At 58.1% G+C, this 21,216-nt stretch carries 17 protein-coding genes and 1 pseudogene; 11 read left to right on the top strand and 7 right to left on the bottom strand.

The features are described from left to right. Positions 1–17: 17 nt before the first annotated feature. The gene (gene ygbI / locus NR195_RS07375) at positions 18–779 is read right to left on the bottom strand and encodes a DNA-binding transcriptional repressor YgbI (RefSeq protein WP_010670952.1); all 762 of its coding nucleotides are present in this window, start codon (positions 777–779) and stop codon (positions 18–20) included. 267 nt (positions 780–1,046) lie between these two features. On the opposite strand from ygbI, the gene ltnD reads away from it, so the two are divergent. The 5 genes from ltnD to NR195_RS07350 all read left to right on the top strand — a co-directional run bounded on the left by ltnD (position 1,047) and on the right by NR195_RS07350 (position 6,117). Then, positions 1,047–1,952, top strand: coding sequence for an L-threonate dehydrogenase (gene ltnD, locus NR195_RS07370; RefSeq protein ID WP_256844362.1), 906 nt, complete (start codon positions 1,047–1,049; stop codon positions 1,950–1,952). Next, complete coding sequence (otnK, locus tag NR195_RS07365) at positions 1,952–3,214, top strand: 3-oxo-tetronate kinase (protein WP_256844361.1); 1,263 nt, start codon at positions 1,952–1,954, stop codon at positions 3,212–3,214. Before ltnD ends, otnK begins: the two co-directional genes overlap by 1 nt. After that, a complete protein-coding gene (locus NR195_RS07360; protein WP_256844360.1) occupies positions 3,207–3,851 on the top strand; it encodes an aldolase in 645 nt (214 codons plus the stop codon). Before otnK ends, NR195_RS07360 begins: the two co-directional genes overlap by 8 nt. Then, complete coding sequence (locus NR195_RS07355; RefSeq protein WP_033778823.1) at positions 3,851–4,636, top strand: HPr family phosphocarrier protein; 786 nt, start codon at positions 3,851–3,853, stop codon at positions 4,634–4,636. The genes NR195_RS07360 and NR195_RS07355 overlap by 1 nt, the downstream gene beginning before the upstream one ends. Before the next feature lie 125 nt (positions 4,637–4,761). After that, positions 4,762–6,117, top strand: coding sequence for a GntP family transporter (locus NR195_RS07350; RefSeq protein WP_256844359.1), 1,356 nt, complete (start codon positions 4,762–4,764; stop codon positions 6,115–6,117). A 58-nt stretch (positions 6,118–6,175) separates the two neighbouring features. On the opposite strand, the gene sbcB is transcribed toward NR195_RS07350, so the two are convergent. Next, positions 6,176–7,603 carry an exodeoxyribonuclease I gene (gene sbcB / locus NR195_RS07345; RefSeq protein WP_010248022.1) on the bottom strand — a complete coding sequence of 476 codons (1,428 nt, stop codon included), beginning with the start codon at positions 7,601–7,603 and terminating at the stop codon, positions 6,176–6,178. Positions 7,604–7,863: 260 nt separating this feature from the next. After that, positions 7,864–8,073, bottom strand: a pseudogene (locus NR195_RS07340) (type VI secretion system tube protein Hcp); the annotation flags it as partial. A 152-nt stretch (positions 8,074–8,225) separates the two neighbouring features. On the opposite strand from NR195_RS07340, the gene dacD reads away from it, so the two are divergent. From dacD to tmaR, 3 genes are all read left to right on the top strand, one after another. After that, positions 8,226–9,389 (top strand): serine-type D-Ala-D-Ala carboxypeptidase DacD, encoded by a 1,164-nt coding sequence (gene dacD, locus NR195_RS07335; RefSeq protein WP_256844358.1) that lies wholly within the window; start codon positions 8,226–8,228, stop codon positions 9,387–9,389. 265 nt (positions 9,390–9,654) lie between these two features. After that, complete coding sequence (locus NR195_RS07330; protein ID WP_010670945.1) at positions 9,655–10,713, top strand: FUSC family protein; 1,059 nt, start codon at positions 9,655–9,657, stop codon at positions 10,711–10,713. 160 nt (positions 10,714–10,873) lie between these two features. Then, complete coding sequence (tmaR, locus tag NR195_RS07325) at positions 10,874–11,200, top strand: PTS system regulator TmaR (RefSeq protein ID WP_004571340.1); 327 nt, start codon at positions 10,874–10,876, stop codon at positions 11,198–11,200. A 93-nt stretch (positions 11,201–11,293) separates the two neighbouring features. On the opposite strand, the gene NR195_RS07320 is transcribed toward tmaR, so the two are convergent. The 4 genes from NR195_RS07320 to NR195_RS07305 form a co-directional block, all read right to left on the bottom strand. Continuing rightward, complete coding sequence (locus tag NR195_RS07320; RefSeq protein ID WP_256844357.1) at positions 11,294–12,355, bottom strand: LacI family DNA-binding transcriptional regulator; 1,062 nt, start codon at positions 12,353–12,355, stop codon at positions 11,294–11,296. Positions 12,356–12,484: 129 nt separating this feature from the next. Continuing rightward, a complete protein-coding gene (locus NR195_RS07315) occupies positions 12,485–13,399 on the bottom strand; it encodes a ketopantoate reductase family protein (RefSeq protein ID WP_256844356.1) in 915 nt (304 codons plus the stop codon). Positions 13,400–13,584: 185 nt separating this feature from the next. Then, complete coding sequence (locus tag NR195_RS07310) at positions 13,585–14,358, bottom strand: phosphate/phosphite/phosphonate ABC transporter substrate-binding protein (protein WP_256844355.1); 774 nt, start codon at positions 14,356–14,358, stop codon at positions 13,585–13,587. Then, a complete protein-coding gene (locus NR195_RS07305) occupies positions 14,351–15,313 on the bottom strand; it encodes a fatty acid desaturase (RefSeq protein ID WP_187484466.1) in 963 nt (320 codons plus the stop codon). Before NR195_RS07305 ends, NR195_RS07310 begins: the two co-directional genes overlap by 8 nt. 208 nt (positions 15,314–15,521) lie before the next feature. Between NR195_RS07305 and NR195_RS07300 the strand changes: the two genes are divergently transcribed. The 3 genes from NR195_RS07300 to NR195_RS07290 all read left to right on the top strand — a co-directional run bounded on the left by NR195_RS07300 (position 15,522) and on the right by NR195_RS07290 (position 21,158). Next, complete coding sequence (locus NR195_RS07300; protein ID WP_010247994.1) at positions 15,522–16,544, top strand: LLM class flavin-dependent oxidoreductase; 1,023 nt, start codon at positions 15,522–15,524, stop codon at positions 16,542–16,544. 424 nt (positions 16,545–16,968) lie between these two features. Then, on the top strand, positions 16,969–18,066 hold the full coding sequence (locus NR195_RS07295; RefSeq protein WP_256844354.1) for an efflux RND transporter periplasmic adaptor subunit: 1,098 nt from the start codon (positions 16,969–16,971) through the stop codon (positions 18,064–18,066). After that, complete coding sequence (locus NR195_RS07290; RefSeq protein ID WP_256844353.1) at positions 18,063–21,158, top strand: efflux RND transporter permease subunit; 3,096 nt, start codon at positions 18,063–18,065, stop codon at positions 21,156–21,158. The genes NR195_RS07295 and NR195_RS07290 overlap by 4 nt, the downstream gene beginning before the upstream one ends. Positions 21,159–21,216: the final 58 nt, after the last annotated feature.

Genomic DNA, 21,216 nt, shown 5'->3' with positions numbered 1-21,216 from the left:
GGGAAGGCGGCGACAGCTTAACCAGCCAGTATCAGTTCACAGCTCCCCGCACTTAACAGCTCCCGCGCCGACTCACTCAGATGCGTGTCTGTCACTACCCGATCAAAGCTCTCCAGCGGTAAAGCCAGAAACGTCGCGATCCTGTTGTACTTCGAACTGTCACTCAGCAATACCCGCTTACTGCTCACCTCACTCACCGCCTGCTTCACCATCACTTTATCTTCATCCGGCGTAAACAAGCCACGCGGCCCCCAGCAGGAGGCGGAAATAAAGGCAATATCAATGGCCAGATGACGCAGGCTGCGTGCCGCCGACTCGCCGACACAGGAGCGGTTCTCCCGGCATACGGTGCCGCCCGTGTGAATAACCCGGCACTGACTGGCCTCCATCAGCAGATTCGCCACCATAAAATCATTGGTCACCACCAGCAAATCATCGCGATCCACCACTTCTCTTGCCAGGGCTAACGTCGTGGTTCCGGCATCCAGGTAGATGCAGCTGTTACGTGGGATCTGTCGGGCGGCGGTGCGACCAATGGCGCGCTTCTCCTCGTTGTAGAGGGCGCTTTTCGTCAGATGTGACGGCTCAGCCGCCAGCCGGTCGGCTGAGCGCACGCCGCCGGAGACCGACAGCACGGCCCCTTGCTCCTCCAGTTTCTGCACATCACGGCGTATGGTCATGTGTGACACACCCAGCCGTTCAGTGAGTTCTGCAATGCTCACCACGCCACGATCGGCCACCAGCGCAAGAATCTGTTGATGACGTTCAACCGGAATCATATCGGCTCCCTGATGATTACCATTTTTTCACATTATAAAGTATCTGCGGATTAACCAGAACAAATAATAACAGCGGTAATTTTGGCATCAGCGGCGGTAACCGCACTGCAACAGGGTCAGTGCTGTGAATGTGGCAATGTTAAAAATTGTTCTGGTTCACATCGGGAATATTTTTTTGTGAGCGGAAACACATTTTTGCCGACAGTAAACTGGCAGGATTAACAGTAACAAACAAATAATCACTTAAATTAACAGTGGAGGCGTATCGTGCCAGCTGAAAATATCTGCGTTATCGGGTTAGGTTCCATGGGCATGGGTGCCGCGAAATCCTGCCTGCGTGCCGGTCTCAATACCTGGGGTGTCGATTTGAATCCCGCCGCGCTTGAGAACTTACGCCAGGCAGGCGCGCGTGATGCGCAGGCTTCAGCATCCGCCTTTGCAGACCAGCTTGATGCCGTTTTGCTGCTGGTGGTAAATGCGCAGCAGGTTAACGCCATTCTGTTCGGAGAAGAGGGCCTGGCCGCAAAACTGCGTCCCGGCACCGTGGTCATGGTCTCATCCACATTGTCCGCCCGGGATGCGCAGCAGATTGAACAACAGCTGGCGCAATATCAGCTGCTGATGCTGGATGCACCGGTCTCCGGCGGTGCCGCTAAAGCGGCCAGCGGTGAGATGACGGTGATGGCGTCCGGCAGCGACGCGGCCTTTACGCAACTGCAATCTGTACTGGATGCCGTGGCAGCCAAAGTGTATCGCGTGGGCAGTGAGATCGGCCTCGGGTCAACCGTCAAAATTATCCATCAGCTGCTGGCAGGTGTTCACATCGCGGTCGGGGCTGAAGCGATGGCGCTGGCGGCGCGTGCCGGCATCCCGCTGGAAACCATGTATGAAGTGGTCACCAACGCCGCAGGCAATTCATGGATGTTCGAAAACCGCATGCGGCATGTGGTGGACGGCGACTATAGCCCGAAATCGGCGGTCGATATCTTTGTGAAAGATCTCAACCTGGTGGCCGATACCGCGAAATCCCTGCACTTCCCGCTGCCGCTGGCCTCAACCGCCCTCAATATGTTCACCGAAGCCAGCAACGCCGGTTACGGCCGGGAAGATGACAGTGCAGTGATTAAAATCTTCAGCGGCATCACGCTGCCGCAGGCAGAGGAGAAAATCTGATGCGGCTTGGCGTGATAGCGGACGATTTTACCGGTGCGACTGACATCGCCAGTTTTCTGGTGCAGAACGGGCTGACCACTATTCAGTTCAACGGCATTCCTGACAGCGAGGAAACCACAGAGGCGCAGGCGATTGTGGTCAGCCTGAAGAGCCGCTCCTGTCCGGCAGACCAGGCCGTTGCTCAGTCGCTGGCTGCGCTGGCCTGGCTGCAGACGCAGGGCTGTGAGCGTTTCTACTTCAAATATTGTTCCACCTTCGACAGCACCGCGCAGGGCAATATCGGTCCGGTAACCGACGCTCTGCTGCAGGCGTTGGGTGAAACGCAGACGGTAATCTGTCCGGCGCTGCCGGTGAATGGCCGCACCGTTTATCAGGGCTACCTGTTTGTCGGCGATCAGCTGCTGTCAGATTCCGGTATGCGGCATCATCCGGTCACACCGATGCACGACAGCAACCTGCTGCGCCTGATGACATCACAGGCGACGGGCAAAGCCGGGCTGATCGCTGTGGCACAGGTCGATCAGGGCGCTGAGTCAGTACGGCAGGCGCTGGGTCAGCTGGCGGCGCAGGGGATCAACTACGTCGTAACTGACGCCCTGCATCAGGAACATCTGTTGACCCTGGGCGAAGCACTGAGCGATCTGCGGCTGGTCACCGGCGGTTCCGGGCTGGCCATCGGTCTGGCACGGCAGTGGGCGACGGCTGAAAGTGATGCAAAAGCGGAGCAGGCAGGCCGTCCGCAGGGCGATCGCGCCGTGGTGCTTTCCGGTTCCTGTTCACAGATGACCAATCGTCAGGTCGCCGCGTACCGCCAGCTGGCACCGGCCTGCGAAGTTGAGACTGAACGCTGTCTGGAAGATGCCGGGGCTTATGCCCGGCAGTTATGCGACTGGGTGGAAGCGAACAGCGATCAGACGCTGGCACCCCTGCTGTTTGCCACCGCTGACGCGCAACAATTGCAGGCGATTCAACAGCGTTATGGTGCTCAGCGCAGCAGCGAAGCGGTTGAGCAACTGTTTGCTGCCGTCACCCGCGAGCTGAAACGGCGCGGATGGCAGCGCTTTATCGTGGCGGGTGGCGAAACCTCCGGCGTGGTCGCGCAGAGCCTGGGTGTGACGGCCTTTCATATCGGCCCGACGATTTCGCCCGGCGTGCCCTGGGTGCGCGACATTCATCAGCCGCTCTCTCTGGCACTGAAATCGGGCAATTTTGGCGATGAAGATTTCTTCCGCCGCGCGCAAACGGAGTTTACTGATGTCTGAATCTTTCTCTTTAACAGAACAGCAGGCGCGTGACGAGATGGTGCGTCTTGGCGCTTCGTTCTTTCAGCGCGGCTATGCCACCGGCTCGGCGGGCAACCTCTCAATGTTGCTGGAGGATGGCAATCTGCTGGCGACTCCCACCGGTTCATGCCTGGGTAAATTACAGGGTGACCGGCTGGCCAAAGTCACGCCTGACGGCGAATGGATCTCAGGCGATAAACCCTCCAAAGAGATTGCGTTTCACCGCGCGCTCTATCTGAATAATCCCGACTGCAGGGCGGTGGTGCATCTGCATAGCCACTACCTGACGGCGCTCTCCTGTTTACAGGGGCTGGACACGGACAACTGCATCCGTCCGTTTACCCCCTATGTGGTGATGCGTGTCGGTGATGTGCCGGTTGTGCCTTACTACAAGCCGGGTGATGGGCGACTGGCCGAGGATCTCGCGGCGCTGGCTCCACGTTACCGTGCCTTCCTGCTGGCGAATCATGGCCCGGTGGTAGTGGGGAAATCGTTGCAGGAAGCGGCAGACAACACTGAAGAGCTGGAGGAGACCGCCCGGCTGATCTTTACCCTGGGCGACCGCCCGATCCGTTATCTCAATGATGCCGAAGTGGCAGAATTAAGGAGCCGATAATGCCGAAGTTTGCTGCTAACCTTTCGACGCAATTTACTGAATTGCCGTTTGCTGAACGCTTCGCTGCAGCGGCGGAAGCCGGTTTCACTGCCGTCGAATTTCTGTTTCCTTATGACTATCCCGCCACGCAGATCAAGCAGTGGCTTGATGATAACCAGCTGCAACTGGTGCTGTTCAATACCGCACCCGGCAACGTCGCAGCGGGTGAGTGGGGCGTTTCGGCCATCCCTGGACGGGAAGCGGAAGCAAAGGCGGATATCGATCGCGCCCTGAGCTATGCGCTGGCGCTGAACTGCCCGCAGGTGCACATCATGGCGGCGACGGTGCCGCCCGACGCTGACCGTCAGCGCTACGTTGAGACCTTTATCAGCAATATGCGTTATGCGGCTGAGCGCTTTGCGCCGCACGGCATCATCCTGCTGATTGAGGCGCTTAATCCCACAACCAAACCCAACTATCTTTATGCCAGCCAGTATCAGACGCTGGAGATGGTCGAACAGATCGATCGACCCAATGTCTTCACTCAGCTCGACCTGTTCCATGCGCAACGGGTGGATGGCAACCTCAGCCATCTGATTCGCCACTATGCCGGACGCTATCGGCACGTGCAGATTGCTTCGGCACCGGATCGTCATGAACCGGATGAGGGTGAAATCAACTACCCCTATCTCTACTCACTGCTGGATGAGGTCGGCTATTCCGGCTGGGTGGGCTGCGAATATATCCCGCGCGGCAACACTACCGCTGGTCTTGGCTGGTTTGCGCCCTGGGCGAGAAAAACCTGATTTAACGGGCTAAAAAAACCGGTGTTTCGGCACCGGTTGAGATTTTTTCGTCCTTTTTCTGACCCTGCACCTGTTTATTCTGTACGGCGATAACCTAAAAAATATAACAATTTCTGAGGTTTACTATGTCCACCGCACTGCTATTAGCCATAGCGACCGCCAGCATCGTGATCCTGCTGCTGCTGGTCATCAAAGCCAAAGTTCATCCCTTTGTCGCCCTGTTAATTGTCAGTCTGCTGGTGGCCATCGCCACCGGCATTCCGGCTGAAAAAATCATGGAGACGATTATCACCGGGATGGGCGGCCTGCTTGGTCACATCACCATCATCATCGTGCTTGGTGCCATGCTCGGGGCGATCATTGAAGCCTCGGGCGGTGCCAAGTCGCTGGCGCAGCGTTTCAGTAAAACGCTGGGGCTGAAGCGTACCGTTGCGGCATTGACCATGGCGGCCTTTATCCTTGGCATCCCGGTATTTTTTGAAGTCGGTTTTATCATTGTTATTCCGCTGATTTATGGCTTTACCAAAGTGGCGCGGGTCTCGCCGCTGAAGTTTGGCCTGCCGATGGCGGGCGTGATGCTGACGGTACATGTGGCATTGCCGACCCATCCGGGCGCAGCGGCGGCAGCCGGGATCCTGCACACCGACATGGGATGGCTGATGATACTGGGAATCGCGATTTCCGTGCCGGTCGGGATCATCGGCTACTACGTAGCGAAATTCATGAACCGTCGCCACTACCCTCTGTCGGTGGAGGTGCTGGAACAGTTGCAGATGGCCAGGCCGGAAGGGCAGGAAAAGAAGAATGAACCGGCACCACCCGGTGCGCTCACCATCAGCGGCCTGATTGTGGTCCCGATTGTATTGATCGTGCTGGGAACTCTGTCACACACACTGCTGGCTGAAGGGAGTCTGCTGCGTAGTGTGATGACCGTGATCGGCACACCGCCGATTGCCCTGCTGATTGCCTTAGGGCTGGCGGCCTGGCTGCTGGGCGTACGGCGTGGCTGGAGCAAAGATAAGCTGGAAGATCTGACCGGCCGGGCCATTCCCACCTCTGCCAGCGTGATTCTGGTGGCCGGGGCCGGTGGTGCATTCGGCAAAGTGCTGGTGGAGTCGGGCGTGGGTAAAGCGCTGGCGGTCACCCTTGAAACGCTGCATCTGCCGCTGGTGCCAGCGGCATTTATCCTGTCGCTGGCGCTGCGTGCATCACAGGGTTCCGCCACGGTGGCGATCCTGACCACCAGCGGTTTGCTGACCCAGGCGGTGACCGGCGTGACGGATATGCAACGGGTACTGGTCACCCTGGCGGCCTGTTTTGGTGGTCTGGGATTGTCGCATGTCAATGATGCGGGATTCTGGGTGGTGACCCGTTATCTGGGACTTTCGGTGGCCGACGGTTTACGCACCTGGACGGTACTGACAACGCTAATGGGGCTGAGCGGCTTTGCGCTGACCTGGCTGGCGTGGACCGTGCTCTGATTAAGCCGCATCAGAAAGTCTGACCCGGCAGGCGATACCGGGTCAGACTCTTAGTGCTTCAGGAAACCAACTCCTGCGCATAGAGATAGAGCGCTTTAAGCTGCCCAACCTTTTCTGCATCCGCTTCGTGCAGATTCGCCAGACCTTCCAGTTCCTGCATAAACGCCTGCACCCGATCGGCATTAAGCACGTCACGACGGTGCTGCAACCAGCGTTGCTGCTCGGTATCATCCAGCGTGCCGGGGAAGTTACGCGCCCGGTAGCGGAACAGCAGTTTCGCTACCCGCGCACTCTCAAAGCTCAGGTCCAGCGCAGGCAGATTCGCGGGCGCGGTCTGGCGGATAATATTCATCCCCGCCCGATCGGCATCACTGAAGAAGCCATCATAGAGTTGCGTGTCCACATCATCTGACGGCGTAAACGGCTCCGCTTCGGCAAATAGCGTAACCAGTTTTTCCCGCACGTCGGGCTGCTGACGCAGCAGCGCCAGATTCGCCAGGCAGTGCTGACGATCAATATTCAGCCGGGCCGCATCTTCCGGCCGCAGCGTACTGGCAGGCGCCAGCACCGGACACTTATTGATATGCACCAGTTTGACCGGCACCGCAGGCAGATCGCCGAGATCGTTTTTCGGCGTGTAAAGACGCTCACGCAGCGTGTCGGCATCCAGTTGCAGCAGCGGTGACATGTCGCCCGCCAGATCCACCACAATCAGCGCATTGCGGTTATCGGGATGCCAGGCCAGCGGTACGATCCAACTGGTGTTACCGCGCGCGGCACCGAACATGCCGGAGACATGAACCAGCGGTTTCATCTGCGGGATATCAATCAGGTTCATCAGCTTGTTTTTGTTACGATGGGTAAACAAAAACTCAAACAGTTTTGGCTGCTTCTCCTTCACCAGCTTCGCCATCGCCAGCGTGGCGTAAACGTCGGACATGGCATCGTGCGCATTTTCATGGGAGACGCCGTTTGCTTTGGTCAGATGCTCCAGCCGGAAACTGGGAAAACCTTCTTCATTCTCAGGCCAGTTGATCCCTTCTGGCCGTAACGCGTAGCAGGCACGCATCACGTCGAGCAGGTCCCAGCGTGAGTTGCCGTTTTGCCAGGCCCAGCCATAGGGATCGTAAAAGTTGCGATAGAAGATATTGCGCGTCACTTCATCATCGAAACGCACGTTGTTGTAGCCCACCACACAGGTTTGCTCCGTGGTGAACAACGCGTGGATGCGTTCAGCGAACTCAGCTTCGATCACGCCGCGACTCATCGCTATCTGCGGGGTAATGCCGGTGATCATCACCGCTTCGGGCTGTGGCAGATAGTCATCAGGCGGACGGCAGTAGAACACTTCGGGTTCGCCGACCGGATTAAACTCACTGTCGGTGCGCAGGCCGGCAAACTGGGCTGGCCGGTCACGAGAGGGGCTGGTGCCGAAGGTCTCGTAATCGTGGAAGAGGAAAGTGGGCTGTACGCGGTCGTTATTCAAATTTCATATCCGTTCATTGCGTTCACTAAACTGATGAACAGAAAGTCATCAGGCTTCCCGTTCGCTGGATGCCTTTCTTCATCGGCGCCTGGCTGCTGGTGCGAGAGCGGTGCCTTTGCCGGGCAAGGTCATGCAGGCTCAGGCTTCACTCACTACATGGTAAACCATAATCCGACTGGCCTGAAGTTTCGGATGGTAGCGGGGGGCGTAGTATCTGACTGAGCGGTCAGGGGCAAGGAGTAAAGCGGACTTTTTACCTCTCAGGCTGCAGCTCGCTCATTCCATGTGCCACGATAGATAATATTCCCTTCGGCATATTTCCAGGTTATTGCTGCATACCGTAATTCCGGTGTTTCCAGATGCGTGCTGCTCATGCCGCTGGGTGAAAGGCAGGGCGATACCGTGGTGACCTTAACGTTTTTCAGGATGATATTGAAATATTCAGTCTCAATTCCTGCATCAATTAGCCGTTATCTTCCTCCTGCAGGCATCAGCCATACCCGTCGCAGTTCATACTTTTTTTCAATTTATTCAAACCTTCACAACGCTTTTGCCGTAAAACGTGCGGCTGTTTCCGTTTCGTTTTAGAAATTTTCTCTCCCGTGCAATTAAGGATGAAGTGTTGAAAAGGCGTCTGCTGTTCACCGTTACCGCTACTGTTTTTTGGGCCTCGCTGGCGCACGCTGATGCGATTCCCTTTCCTGTGACGCCACCAGCGGTTGATGCGGCTTCCTGGGTGCTGATGGATGCCACTACAGGACAGGTTCTGACCGCTGGCAATCCCGATGAACGCCGTAATCCCGCCAGCCTGACCAAACTGATGACCGGTTACGTGGTTGATCGCGCCATTGACCAGAAGAAAATCAGCCGTGACGACATGGTTACGGTCGGAAAAGATGCCTGGGCGGCGGGTAATCCGGTGTTCAAAGGCTCCTCGCTGATGTTCCTGAAGCCAGGCGATAAGCTGAGCGTCCGGGATTTAAGCCGTGGCGTCATCATCGACTCCGGTAACGACGCCTGCGTTGCCCTGGCTGATTATGTGGCGGGCAGCGAAGCGAACTTCGTCGGCATGATGAATCACTACGTTGAGAAGCTCGGCCTGCAGAATACCCATTTTGAAACGGTTCATGGTCTGGATGCGCCGGGTCAGTTCTCCAGCGCGCTGGATATGGCGAAACTGTCACGCGCCATTATTGATGGTGAGCCTGATTTTTATGCCATGTACAGTGAGAAGACCCTGACCTGGAATGGCATTACCCAGAACAACCGTAATGGCCTGTTGTGGGATAATAATCTCCACGTTGATGGGTTGAAAACCGGTCACACTGAGACCGCGGGCTTTAACATCATCGCCTCGAATGTGGTGGGCAAGCATCGCCTGATCGCCGTCGTCATGGGCGGTAAAAGCCCGAAAGGCCGCGAAGAGCAGGCGCGTAAACTGCTGGTCTGGGGACAGAACACCTTTGATACCGTTCAGCTGTTCCATGCCGGTAAGAAAATTGGCAGCGAAAACGTCTGGTATGGCAATCCTCATCAGGTGGATGTGGGTACCGCAGAAGATGTTTATCTGTCACTGCCGCGCAGTGAAGTGCAGAACGTGAAGGCGAAGTACGTCATCGATCGCAAAGATCTGGAAGCCCCGCTGAAAGCCAACGAAGTCATTGGTGAAATTCAGGTGATGGATAAAGATCAGCAGATTGCCCACTATCCGCTGGTGGCGCTGAGTGCGGTTGAACCTGCAGGCGTCATTACCCGCCTGACGGATTATCTCAGGCAGAAGTTCTGATTAGCCGATTGTCAGCACTAAAACGGGTAGCCTGCGGGCTGCCCGTTTTTACTTGCACGCTGGCTGCCCTGAATGTGTTACTGAGAGCCGATAAAGGTTAAAAAATCGCATTAAGTTGTTTTTAACTTCCGGGAAAGTATGTGAGGCGGATGTTGATAATTGTAAGCGAACGTCAAAACTGTTTTAAATATCCGGCCCGCGCTAAGCCTGAGCCGCGTTCAGCGTTAAGATAGCCACACCATGTTCCCGCAACCGGAAAGTCATTTTGCGTCCCGATAAGCCCATATCAAAACTGGAGTTCTGGTTTTATCGCCATTATCGCTCCGTCCACGGTGTGCGTATTGCCATCGCCTTTTTGCTCTGCTTTATCTTTGTGCGGGCGACCGATATCCCTGAAGGCACCTGGCCGCTGATTACGCTGGTGGTGGTGATGGGGCCCATCTCCACCTGGGGAAATGTCTTTCCACGTGCACTGCAGCGCATCAGCGGCACGGTCGCCGGGTCAATATCCGGTCTGATCGCCCTGAAGCTGGAGCTGATCTCGATGCCGATGATGCTGGCCTGGTGCGGCATCATCATGATGATCAGTGGCTACCTGACGCTGGGCAAACATCCCTACATGGCGTTGTTGATCGGGATTACGCTGAGTGTGGTCGTGGGCGCACCAACCGGCGATTTCACGATGGCACTGTGGCGCGGCGGTGATGTGATTCTGGGATCGCTGATGGCGCTGCTGTTTACCGCTATCTGGGCGCAGCGTGCCTATACACACTGGCGCATTCAACTCTCCGACGCGCTGGCGGAAATGGCAAAAATCTATCACGCTGGTTTCTCACCCAACCTGGTTGAAAAGCCACGCCTGAACAAGCCGCTGGGCAAATTGCTGAGCAGCGTAATCAAAATGCGGGCGCTGCTGGAGCCGTCAAGCAAAGAGACGCGCATCCCAAAATCGGTGCTTGAAGCGATCCAGACCATCAACCGTAATATGGTTTACACCATTGAGATGCAGATTAATGCCTGGTGGGCATCGCGCGAGAGCCATCTGATTATGCTAAACGCGCCTGCATTGCGCCGCACCCAGCAGATGACTGAGAACACGCTGCGGGCGCTGTCGGTCATGGCGATTGAAGGGGAAACGGAAGAGGTGGTGGCTAACAGTCACGAGCTGACCGAAATCAGTGGCGAACTGCGGCGACTGATCGCGGAAGCGGGCAGCGAAGGTCTGGAGGAGACGCCGATCTACGGCTACGTCTGGCTGACACTGGAACTGGCAAAACAGCTGGAACGGATGACCGACCTGATGCGGATGGCGCTGCGCAAATAATCACCTCAGACAATGACTTAATGTGAAACAGGGTTTCTTTGCGCTAAGATAAGAGCCAGTCTGAATTTAGCTGTGAAAATTGCTTACCTGGCGGGCTAGCCGCTAAGCTGATCGTTTTGACTCTCTCCCTGCGTCAGCAGGCTCAAAGAAAGGTGCCATCATGGAAAATGCCAAGCAATCATTTCAGGACGTACTGGAGTTCGTGCGTATGTTCCGCCGCAAAAACAAACTGCAGCGTGAAATTGTCGACAACGAGAAGAAAATTCGCGACAACCAGAAGCGCGTACTGCTGCTCGACAACCTGAGCGAATATATCAAACCCGGCATGAGCGTTGAGGCTATTCAGGAAATCATCGCCAGCATGCGTGTGGATTATGAAGATCGCGTGGATGAGTACATCATCAAAAACGCCGACCTGTCTAAAGAGCGTCGCGAGCTGTCGAAAAAGATCAAAGCGATGGGCGTGGGCGAACACCCGAAAGCGTAAGGGCAGAAAGCAGCGCGCAAGCGCCAGACGTCCTATGCCAACCCGCATCCACTCCGGTGGGGCGGGTTTTTTATTGCCTGCGTCAGCGCAGCGTTATTTTCCCGCCAGCCTGCGGGCGATCACCTGTAACTGCTGTGACAGCGCCACTAAATTGACCCGCTCATCAGCAGGCGGGGCGGTGGTCTCCCGGATCACCAGCATGGTTTCCAGCGCGTTGTCTGACGCCTCTGCTCCCTGAAGCCGGGCCAGCATCCGCTCGACGCTCTGCGCGCCGAGAAATTGCAAATCCTGCCGCACCGTGGTCAGCGGCGGCTGATACCACGCGCTCTCGGCGGTGTCATCATATCCAATCACCGATATCTCGCCAGGAATGGCTACGCCATACTGATGCAGCGCCCGCATCGCACCCAACGCCATCTGATCGTTCGCCACCAGCAGCGCCTGCGGCAGATCGTCGGGAAGCTGCGCCAGCAGCGCCTGGTAACCCGACTGCGCGCTCCAGTCGCCGCGCAAAGAACAGTGCGGTGTCAGCTGATGATCGGCCAGCGCCTGACACCATGCATTTTCACGCTGACGGGCCGAGACCGAGCGCAGCGGCCCGTTTAACAAACCAATATGACGATGACCCAGCGCCACCAGATGTTCAACGGCGGCACGTGCACCAGACTCATTCGGGTACTGACACTGCGCTACCGCCGCCTGGGGTTCGACATCCAGAAACAGCACCGGTTTGCTGCCGCAGAGCAACTGGATCTGTTGCGCCTCATCTGCCTCCAGCGGCAGGTTGATCAGCAGTCCATCGACCCGCTGTGCCAGCAGTTCATTCACCGTTGCTGCCGCATCGTTACCACTGTCCATGGCGATCACCAGATGATAACCCGCCCCGGCGGCGCGCTGCTGGATCGCCGAGGCGATCTGCGCAGGAGCCATCAGGGCCAGGTCGCTGGTGGCCAGACCCAGCGTGCGCGTCGCCTTACCGGCCAGCTGCTGCGCCACACGATTGGGCACATAATTGAGCTGCAGCATCGCCGCCTCAACCCTTTCCCGCGTGCGGGCTGACACCTGTTCAGAACGATTTAAAACACGTGAAACGGTTTGATATGAGACGCCGGCCAGTTGAGCGACATCATCGAGGGTCACGGAGCGGGAAGTCATTGAACTCTCCAAAAGATGAAGCGACGAGTGTAGCAAATTTTCCTGCTGCACTGCTGCTGCACACCACACTTTCACGACCACAAAAACCGGGTCCGTTGCAGCACCCGGTCACGGTATCTGGCAGGGCCATTAACGCTGCTGCAGATAGACCTGAAGGTTCACATCCACCGCGTTAAGCAGTGGCGTGGCGAGACTATGGCGTTTCGCCCGCAGCAGCAGGTCACCTATCACCTGATCGGCTTCGATATCAAAGCCCTGGGTTAAATCGCGGTACATTGAGGAGGTCATCGGGGTGGCCGGATCGCTTAACAGCTCTAGAATGCGGGCAGTGGCCGCCGGACGCGTCTGATAGCCTTCGGCAGTAATGACTGACAGAATCTCCGAGAAAACACCCTGTAACAGCGCTTCGCCGCCGCGCGAGGTGAGTATCTGTTGGGTATTTCCGCGCGCCAGGCAGCAAACCGCGCCGAGCGTGCTCAGCAGCAGCCACTTCTCCCACAGCTCATCCATGATGTTATCGCTGAATCGGGTATCGACCTGACAGTCACGCAGCACCGCATCAACCCGCTGCAGTCGCGCATCGTTGTTACCGTCCAGCGCGCCATAATAGAGCTGATGCAGCGGCGTCATCTGAATTACTTCGCCATTGTCACCCAGCGTCGCGTTGATTTTGCACAGGCCGCCAATCACCTTATCTTCGCCGAAACGCTGTTGCAGCGTCGCGATGTGCCGCAATCCGTTCAGAATCGGCATGATCAATGTTTCCGGGCCCACTGCAGGCGCAATATCCTCCATCACCTGATCAAGGGCAAAGCTCTTCACCGTCACGATAATCAGATCATAGTGGCCCGTCAGGCTGCTCGCCTGAGCCAGCTGCGGCTGTAGCGTTTCAGTGCCCTGCGGCGTCTGCAACACCAGACCGCTGGCCTGAAGCTGCTGATAACGCCGTTCACGGACCAGAAAAGTCACGTCCTGGCCCGCCTGAGCCAGCCGTGCACCAAAATATCCACCGGTCGCGCCGGCGCCTGCCATCAGAATGCGCATCCCACTCTCCCTCTGCTGAAAACCTCTACCTTAGAACGCCGTGACCGGGCTTACCAGTCTTAGCCTGGGTCAGAGCGCATCGGGGAGCATGAAATGAGAGGCCGGGAAAGCGCGGGCAGGGAGGGGACGATGCAGAGAAATCAGATTTTCCCTGCCCGGTCAGTAGGGCGAAACAGAGGGGTGTGTTACAGCCGGGTGACGCCCAGCGCGGCAGCCTGCTGTTCCCACGCCAGCACGCCCTGATAATCGTCTCGCTGCACCGGGCTGAACCCGCCGATCAGGTTATCGTCGCAGACGGTGCGCCAGGCGGGATCGTTCACCAGCTGATGCAGTGCCGAGCGGAGTCTCTCCAGCCGGTCCACTGACGTCGGGGCTGCCGTAATCAACGGCAATCCGGGTGCGGCTGGCGTTTCACCGATGATATGCAGGCCGCGCAGCGCATCCGGCTCATAGCGCGCCAGCAGCGCCCAGCTGACGCAGTCGATAGCCGCGATATCCGCCTGTGAATCGCGCAGCGCCGCCAGCGACTGACGATGCCCGCCGCTCAGCAACAGCTGCGAAAACCTCACGCCCTGAAGCGCAGCCACAAACCGCAGCGCATTATAGCCGGAGTGAGAGTCCAGGCTGTTAGCTACGGCCCGCTGGCCGTTAAAATCGGCCAGCGTCGCCTGTTTGTCCCGCGCCACCAGCCAGCTGCGATAGTCACGGCCGGTGCAGCCTGGGGCCTGATAGTGAAAGGTGCCGACCAGCTGAACCGCAGGAAGCTGGCTGACCAGCGGATAGCCGCAGGTCTGGCTCAGCAGCAATCGATTATCCTGCCAGTGTGTCAGCAGATCCTCAGGCCAGACCGGCTGCGTAGCAATGCCGTGCTGCGTCAGTAGGGTAACCACAGCCTGCATCAGTGCCCGTGTGGCGGGCGGGTGAATTGCATACATCGGCAAGGCGAGCAGGTTATTCATGCGTTTTCTCCGCTGATCGTCCCGGATGGACATTGACCCCGACCGGTCTGACCCAGAACTGACGCAGCCAGACCCGATAGCCCGCCACGCGAAAGCCGTGATTGCGGTGGTAGTAATGCTCGCGATCGCGCAGATAGAGGCGGCGCAGGCCATACCAGGGGACGCCGGGGAGGTCGTGATGCACTGAATGGTAGTTCAGATTCAGGAATAGCATGCGCCACGGCCACGCCGCTTCATTATTCACTGACCGTGCCAGCGGATCGTCCGCCGCACGATGCTCATAGAAAGATCGCACTTTGGTCAGCGCCAGCGCCGGATAACTCACCGCCAGCAGATACCACAGCGGTGAAAATCCCTGCCGCGCCATCCAGAAAAACAGCAGTGCCAGCAGCGTCCCGTGCAGCAGCCACATCGCTATCGCGGGCCGATCGCCGCGGCGCAGTGCCTGCCACATCCCGCCGAAGGTTGCCGCTACATCCAGCAGCGGGCCGAGCAGCAACCGTCCCAAAAAAGTGTTACGCAGATGAATCAGCTGCTGCTGCCAGCGCGGTAACTTCGCCCAGCGAGCAGCGGAGAGGTAGTAGGTTTCCGGATCCTCATCCGGCTCGGTCAGGGTGTGATTGCGATGATGGGCCAGATGAGAATCGCGATAGAGTCCGTAGGGATACCAGACCGCCAGCGGCAGGGTGCCAAATAGCTGATTTACCCGCGGCCAGCGGGTGGGATGGCCGTGGATCAGCTCATGCTGCAGCGACATATACCAGCCAGTGAAGACGATCAGCAGCAGGGTGGCGGGCAGCCGTCCCAGCGTCTGCGCGTTCAGCATCACCGCAAACCAGCCGCCATAGATCACACCGATTAGCAGCCAGGTCGGCAGTTCGCTGCGCCAGAGCCAGCTGCGTGCGCGCGCTTTAAGCCAGGCGCGCTGCTGTAGAGAGAGATAACCGGTGTGCATGATTCACCTGACAGCGGAAGCGGGAATCTGAACAGTGAAAGAAAGGGCGGGCAAAGGCAAAGTGGATAATCTGCTTAGCTATGTCGAAATTCCTGAATATGGCGCTGAAAGATATTGACTATCAGTGGCGGCTCCGGGGGCGTAACCTTTCTCTATCAGAAATCGCCTTGCATCCACGGGCGTTTACCGCCTGTCAGGAGAAATACAGATGAAAAATATTGGCTTCTTATCCTTTGGCCACTGGACGCCCTCGTCGCAGTCCGCCACCCGTACCGCGCAGGATGTGTTACTGCAATCGATCGACTTAGCGGTCGCCGCCGAAGAGCTGGGCGCAGATGGCGCTTACTTCCGCGTCCATCATTTTGCCCGCCAGCTCAGCTCGCCGTTTCCGCTGCTGGCTGCCGTTGCAGCGCGCACCAAAACGATTGAGATCGGCACCGGTGTCATCGACATGCGCTACGAAAACCCGCTCTACATGGTGGAAGACGCCAGCGCGGCAGACCTGATCTCCAATGGTCGTCTGCAACTGGGTCTGAGCCGCGGTTCACCTGAGCAGGTAATCGATGGCTGGCGTTACTTCGGCTTTGAACCGAAAGCGGGAGAAAGCGATGCGGATATGGGCCGTCGTCACACCGAAGAGTTTCTGGAGGTGCTGCGCGGCGAAGGTTTTGCTAAGCCAAATCCACAGCCCATGTTCCCCAATCCGCCAGGCCTGCTGCGTCCTGAGCCGCTCTCTGAAGGCCTGCGCGACCGCATCTGGTGGGGATCCGGCTCCAACGCCACCGCAGAATGGGCGGCAAAAATGGGCATGAACCTGCAAAGTTCAACCCTGAAAGATGATGAGACCGGCGAGCCGTTCCACATTCAGCAGGCTAAACAGATCCGCGCCTACCGTGAGGCCTGGAAAGCAGCGGGGCATCAGCATGCGCCACGCGTCTCGGTCAGTCGCAGCATCTTTGCGCTGGTGAATGATATGGACCGCGCGTACTTTGGCCGCAGCGGTAACGACCAGGATTCCGTGGGCTTTCTCGATGAGAAAACCCGCGCTATCTTTGGCCGCAGCTATGCCGCAGAGCCAGAGGCGTTAATTAAGCAGCTTGCGCAGGATGAGGCGATTGCCGAAGCCGACACCCTGCTGCTTACCGTGCCTAACCAGCTTGGTGTCGCCTATAACGCCCATGTGATTGAGGCGATCCTGAAGTATGTCGCCCCGGAACTCGGCTGGCGTTAAGTGACAGAGCGCCCTGAAGAGCAGGGCGCTGTGAGATCCACCGCAGGCGCAGATGACAAAGCGCCTGCGGTGATTCTGCTGTAAACGCGCGTCATCACTCCCCGCTTTTTCTGCTTTATCCTCTCTGAACTTCTCTCTGACGAGCCATTCCAGGCCCTGACAGAGCCTTTTCGACACTCTGTTTCCAGTGTACGGAATATGCAGATTTTGTGACTTATGATTTATTTCGTCACTTGTTGCTGAATGGGATGTTTCCTCTGCTCAGGGTGGGTCTGAACCCTTCATCAACGCATTTCCCTGGTTTAACGTGTTTTCATAACCTGTATGAACGGACAATGCCTTTACGCAATTTGTGACTATTGACAGTATTGGTCACATGATAAGAGAATGGCGGCACTCTCCTGCTTACTGTTGAAGGTAATCTATGCTCAGGTTCAATCCTGCCATTCTGGTTGTTTGTCTGCTGCCACTGGCGCTGGCGGGTTGCCGGGATAATTCACCCAAAGACGATCCGCGCACGCAGCCGCCGCTGGTCAGGGTCACAAAGGTCATCAGCGCCACCGATGGCAGCCGTGCGTTTAGTGGCGTCGTGGTTGCCCGGGTTCAGAGCGACCTCGGCTTTCGGGTCTCAGGAAAAATCCTCGAACGGCTGGTGGACAGCGGCCAGCGGGTGAAGCGCGGTCAGCCGCTGATGCGGCTCGACCCGGCAGATCTCCGGCTGCAGGCCCAGGCTCAGCAGCAGGCCGTTGCCGCCGCGCAGGCACGCATCAGACAGGCCAGCGCCGATCAGGCGCGTTACCGCACTCTGGTGGCAACCGGGGCAGTTTCTGCGTCGGCATACGACCAGATTCGGGCCGCTGCGGCCACCGCTCAGGCTGAGCTGAAAGCCGCCCAGGCGCAGGCCAGCGTTGCAGGTAACGCCAGCGGATATGCGCTGCTCCTGGCTGATGACGATGGCGTGGTGATGGCAACGCTGGCGGAGCCGGGTCAGGTTGTGAGTGCCGGTGAGGCCGTCATCAGACTGGCCAGAGCCGGACAGCGCGAGGCAAGTGTTCAGTTGCCAGAGACCCTGCGCCCGGCAGTGGGAAGTGAGGCAAAGGCAACGCTGTATGGTGCGGACAGTGCGCCGGTTTCCGCCCGGCTGCGTCAACTGGCTGATGTGGCCGATCCGATGACGCGCACCTTTGAGGCGAGATATGTGCTGGAGGGCGCACTGGCCAGCGCACCGCTGGGAGCCACCGTCACAATCACGCTGCCGAATAAACCGTCGCAACCGCTGCTGCAGGTTCCGCTGGCGGCGATCTACAATGCCGGTAAAGGGCCAGGCGTCTGGGATATTACCGGCCAGCCCGCTACCGTTGCCTGGCGGCCGGTGACGGTGGTGTCGATAAGTGACGAGGCGGCCACCGTCACGGGTCAGCTTAATGCTGGCGATCAGATAGTGGCGCTGGGCGCGCATCTGTTGCAGCAGGGGGAGCGCGTGCGCCCCGATGACGCTGCCGTTGCCGGGAGCCAGCCATGAGCCAGGGACGCTTTAATCTGTCAGCGCTGGCCGTGCGCGAGCGCGCCATTACGCTGTTTCTGATCATCCTGATTACCGTGGCGGGCGTCTTGTCCTTTTTCGAACTGGGACGGGCAGAAGATCCGCCGTTCACCGTAAAACAGATGACGATTATCTCCGCCTGGCCAGGTGCGACGGCTCAGGAGATGCAGGATCAGGTGGCCGAGCCGCTGGAAAAGCGTCTGCAGGAGCTGAGGTGGTATGACCGTAGCGAGACGTACACGCGCCCCGGTCTGGCTTTCACTATGTTATCCCTGCAGGATAAAACGCCGCCTTCCCAGGTTCAGGATGAGTTTTACCAGGCGCGTAAGAAGCTGGGTGATGAGAGCAGAAATCTGCCTGCCGGGGTCATCGGGCCGATGATCAACGACGAGTTCTCCGACGTGACCTTTGCACTGCTGGCGCTGAAGGCAAAAGGGGAGCCGCAGCGCCTGCTGGTTCGTGAAGCGGAATCACTGCGTCAGCGACTGCTGCATCTGCCTGGCGTGAAAAAGGTCAATATCATCGGTGAGCAGAGTGAACGCATCTATGTGTCGTTTTCACACGATCGACTGGCGACACTCGGCATCACCCCGCAAGCGATTTTTGCTGCGCTGAACGATCAGAATGTCCTGACGCCAGCGGGATCGATTGATACGCAGGGGCCGCAGGTCTTTATACGGCTGGATGGCGCGTTCGATAAACTGGAAAAAATCCGTGAGACGCCGATTGTGGCGCAGGGGAGAAGCCTGAAGCTGGCGGACGTGGCTACGGTGACCCGGGGTTACGAAGATCCCGCCACCTTTATGGTGCGCAATCAGGGCGAACCGGCGCTGCTGCTGGGTATCGTAATGCGTGAAGGCTGGAACGGTCTGGAACTCGGCAAGGCACTGGCGGCTGAAACCGCCCGCATTAACCAGGCGATGCCGCTGGGGCTCTCACTGACTCAGGTCACCGATCAGTCCGTCAATATCCGCTCGGCGGTTGATGAATTTATGGTTAAGTTCGTCGTGGCGTTGCTGGTGGTGATGGTGGTCTGCTTTGTCAGCATGGGCTGGCGTGTCGGGGTAGTGGTCGCGGCTGCGGTGCCGCTCACCCTGGCGGTGGTATTTGTGGTGATGGAGGCTTCCGGCAAAAACTTTGACCGCATCACGCTGGGTTCGCTGATTCTGGCGCTGGGCCTGCTGGTGGACGACGCCATTATCGCCATTGAGATGATGGTAGTGAAAATGGAGGAGGGCTACGACCGCATCAAGGCTTCTGCCTATGCCTGGAGTCATACGGCGGCACCAATGCTGGCAGGCACCCTGGTTACGGCCGTCGGGTTTATGCCCAATGGGTTTGCGCAGTCCACGGCGGGCGAGTACACCAGCAATATGTTCTGGATAGTCGGCATCGCGTTGATCGCCTCCTGGATCGTCGCGGTGGTGTTCACCCCTTATCTTGGCGTAAAGCTGCTGCCAGCCATCAAAACGGTAGAAGGCGGCCACGCAGCGATCTACAACACCCGCCACTACAACCGCTTTCGCCGCCTGCTGACCCGCGTGATTGCCCGTAAAGGCTGGGTGGCAGGCGTGGTGATTGCCCTGTTTATCGCCGCTGTGCTCGGTATGGCGCTGGTGAAAAAACAGTTTTTCCCGACCTCAGACCGGCCTGAAGTGCTGGTTGAAGTTCAGCTCCCCTACGGCAGCGCCATAGAACAGACCCGCGCAGCGGCTGAAAAGGTTGAGACATGGCTTAAACAGCAGCAGCAGGCAAAAATCGTCACCACCTATATTGGTCAGGGGCCACCGCGTTTTTATCTGGCGATGGCACCGGAACTGCCCGATCCGGCCTTTGCTAAGCTGGTGGTACTGACCGACAGTCAGGACGCGCGTGAGGCACTGAAAGCGCAGCTACGCGCCGCCATTGCCAGTGGTCTGGTGCCTGAAGCGCAGGTTCGTGTAACGCAGCTGGTGTTTGGCCCATACTCCCCTTATCCGGTGGCGTGGCGGGTGATGGGGCCTGATCCGGCCCATCTGCGCGCGATTGCCGATCGGGTGGAAGCGGTCCTGCGGGCCAGCCCGATGATGAGGACGGTGAACACCGACTGGGGCGCCCCCGTGCCGACGCTGCATTTTTCACTGGATCAGAACCGGCTGCAGGCTGTGGGGCTGACATCCAGTGACGTCGCCCGGCAATTACAGTTTCTGCTGTCGGGTGTGCCTGTCACTACCGTGCGGGAAGATATCCGCGCGGTCCAGGTGGTGGGGCGTGCGGCCGGAGAAGCCCGCCTCGATCCGGCTAAAATCGCCGATTTCACGCTGGTGGGCGCCGCGGGTCAGCGTATCCCCTTATCGCAGATTGGAGATGTGCAGGTGAAAATGGAAGATCCCGTGCTGCGGCGGCGCGACCGCACGCCGACCATCACCGTTCGGGGTGATATCGCCGATTCCCTGGAGCCGCCTGACGTCTCGACGGCGCTGAACAAAGCCCTGCAACCGATCATCGCGACGCTGCCCGCGGGCTACCGCATTGAACTGGCCGGTTCAATAGAGGAGTCCGGTAAAGCGACCCAGGCGATGGCCCCGCTGTTCCCGATCATGATTGCGATCACTCTGCTGATCATCATTCTGCAGGTGCGTTCTCTGTCGGCGATGATCATGGTCTTTCTGACTGCGCCCCTCGGGCTGATTGGCGTCGTGCCGACGCTGCTGCTGTTCAGTCAGCCGTTTGGTATTAATGCACTGGTCGGGCTGATTGCCCTGTCGGGTATACTGATGCGTAACACGCTGATTCTGATAGGGCAGATCCACCACAATGAACAGGAGGGTCTGGCACCCTTTGATGCAGTGGTCGAAGCGACAGTGCAGCGTGCCCGTCCGGTGCTGCTGACGGCAATGGCGGCGATTCTGGCGTTTATTCCACTGACCCACTCGGTGTTCTGGGGAACGCTGGCCTATACCCTGATTGGTGGCACGCTGGGCGGCACCCTGATCACGCTGGTTTTCCTGCCCGCAATGTACGCTATCTGGTTCCGCATCCGCCTGCCGGGCAGCAAAACGGCAGTTGTGAAACCGGCGCTGTCGGAATAGTCTCAGGGTGACGGTTGCCGCTTCGCTGCTCTCTGCAGCCTGGCAGCAACCGTCAATT

The sequence above is a fragment of the Pantoea sp. Ft-CA_14 genome (assembly GCF_024520875.1).
Classification (GTDB): domain Bacteria; phylum Pseudomonadota; class Gammaproteobacteria; order Enterobacterales; family Enterobacteriaceae; genus Pantoea; species Pantoea agglomerans.
Note: the sequence above shows the minus strand (reverse complement) of the source record. Positions and strands in the feature narration are given on the sequence as shown.

Coding starts and splice junctions, on each gene's coding strand:
- ygbI (WP_010670952.1), bottom strand. CDS start 779: ATGATTCCGGTTGAACGTCATCAACAGATTCTTGCGCTGGTGGCCGAT.
- otnK (WP_256844361.1), top strand. CDS start 1,952: ATGCGGCTTGGCGTGATAGCGGACGATTTTACCGGTGCGACTGACATC.
- NR195_RS07360 (WP_256844360.1), top strand. CDS start 3,207: ATGTCTGAATCTTTCTCTTTAACAGAACAGCAGGCGCGTGACGAGATG.
- NR195_RS07355 (WP_033778823.1), top strand. CDS start 3,851: ATGCCGAAGTTTGCTGCTAACCTTTCGACGCAATTTACTGAATTGCCG.
- NR195_RS07350 (WP_256844359.1), top strand. CDS start 4,762: ATGTCCACCGCACTGCTATTAGCCATAGCGACCGCCAGCATCGTGATC.
- tmaR (WP_004571340.1), top strand. CDS start 10,874: ATGGAAAATGCCAAGCAATCATTTCAGGACGTACTGGAGTTCGTGCGT.
- NR195_RS07320 (WP_256844357.1), bottom strand. CDS start 12,355: ATGACTTCCCGCTCCGTGACCCTCGATGATGTCGCTCAACTGGCCGGC.
- NR195_RS07315 (WP_256844356.1), bottom strand. CDS start 13,399: ATGCGCATTCTGATGGCAGGCGCCGGCGCGACCGGTGGATATTTTGGT.
- NR195_RS07310 (WP_256844355.1), bottom strand. CDS start 14,358: ATGAATAACCTGCTCGCCTTGCCGATGTATGCAATTCACCCGCCCGCC.
- NR195_RS07305 (WP_187484466.1), bottom strand. CDS start 15,313: ATGCACACCGGTTATCTCTCTCTACAGCAGCGCGCCTGGCTTAAAGCG.
- NR195_RS07300 (WP_010247994.1), top strand. CDS start 15,522: ATGAAAAATATTGGCTTCTTATCCTTTGGCCACTGGACGCCCTCGTCG.
- NR195_RS07295 (WP_256844354.1), top strand. CDS start 16,969: ATGCTCAGGTTCAATCCTGCCATTCTGGTTGTTTGTCTGCTGCCACTG.
- NR195_RS07290 (WP_256844353.1), top strand. CDS start 18,063: ATGAGCCAGGGACGCTTTAATCTGTCAGCGCTGGCCGTGCGCGAGCGC.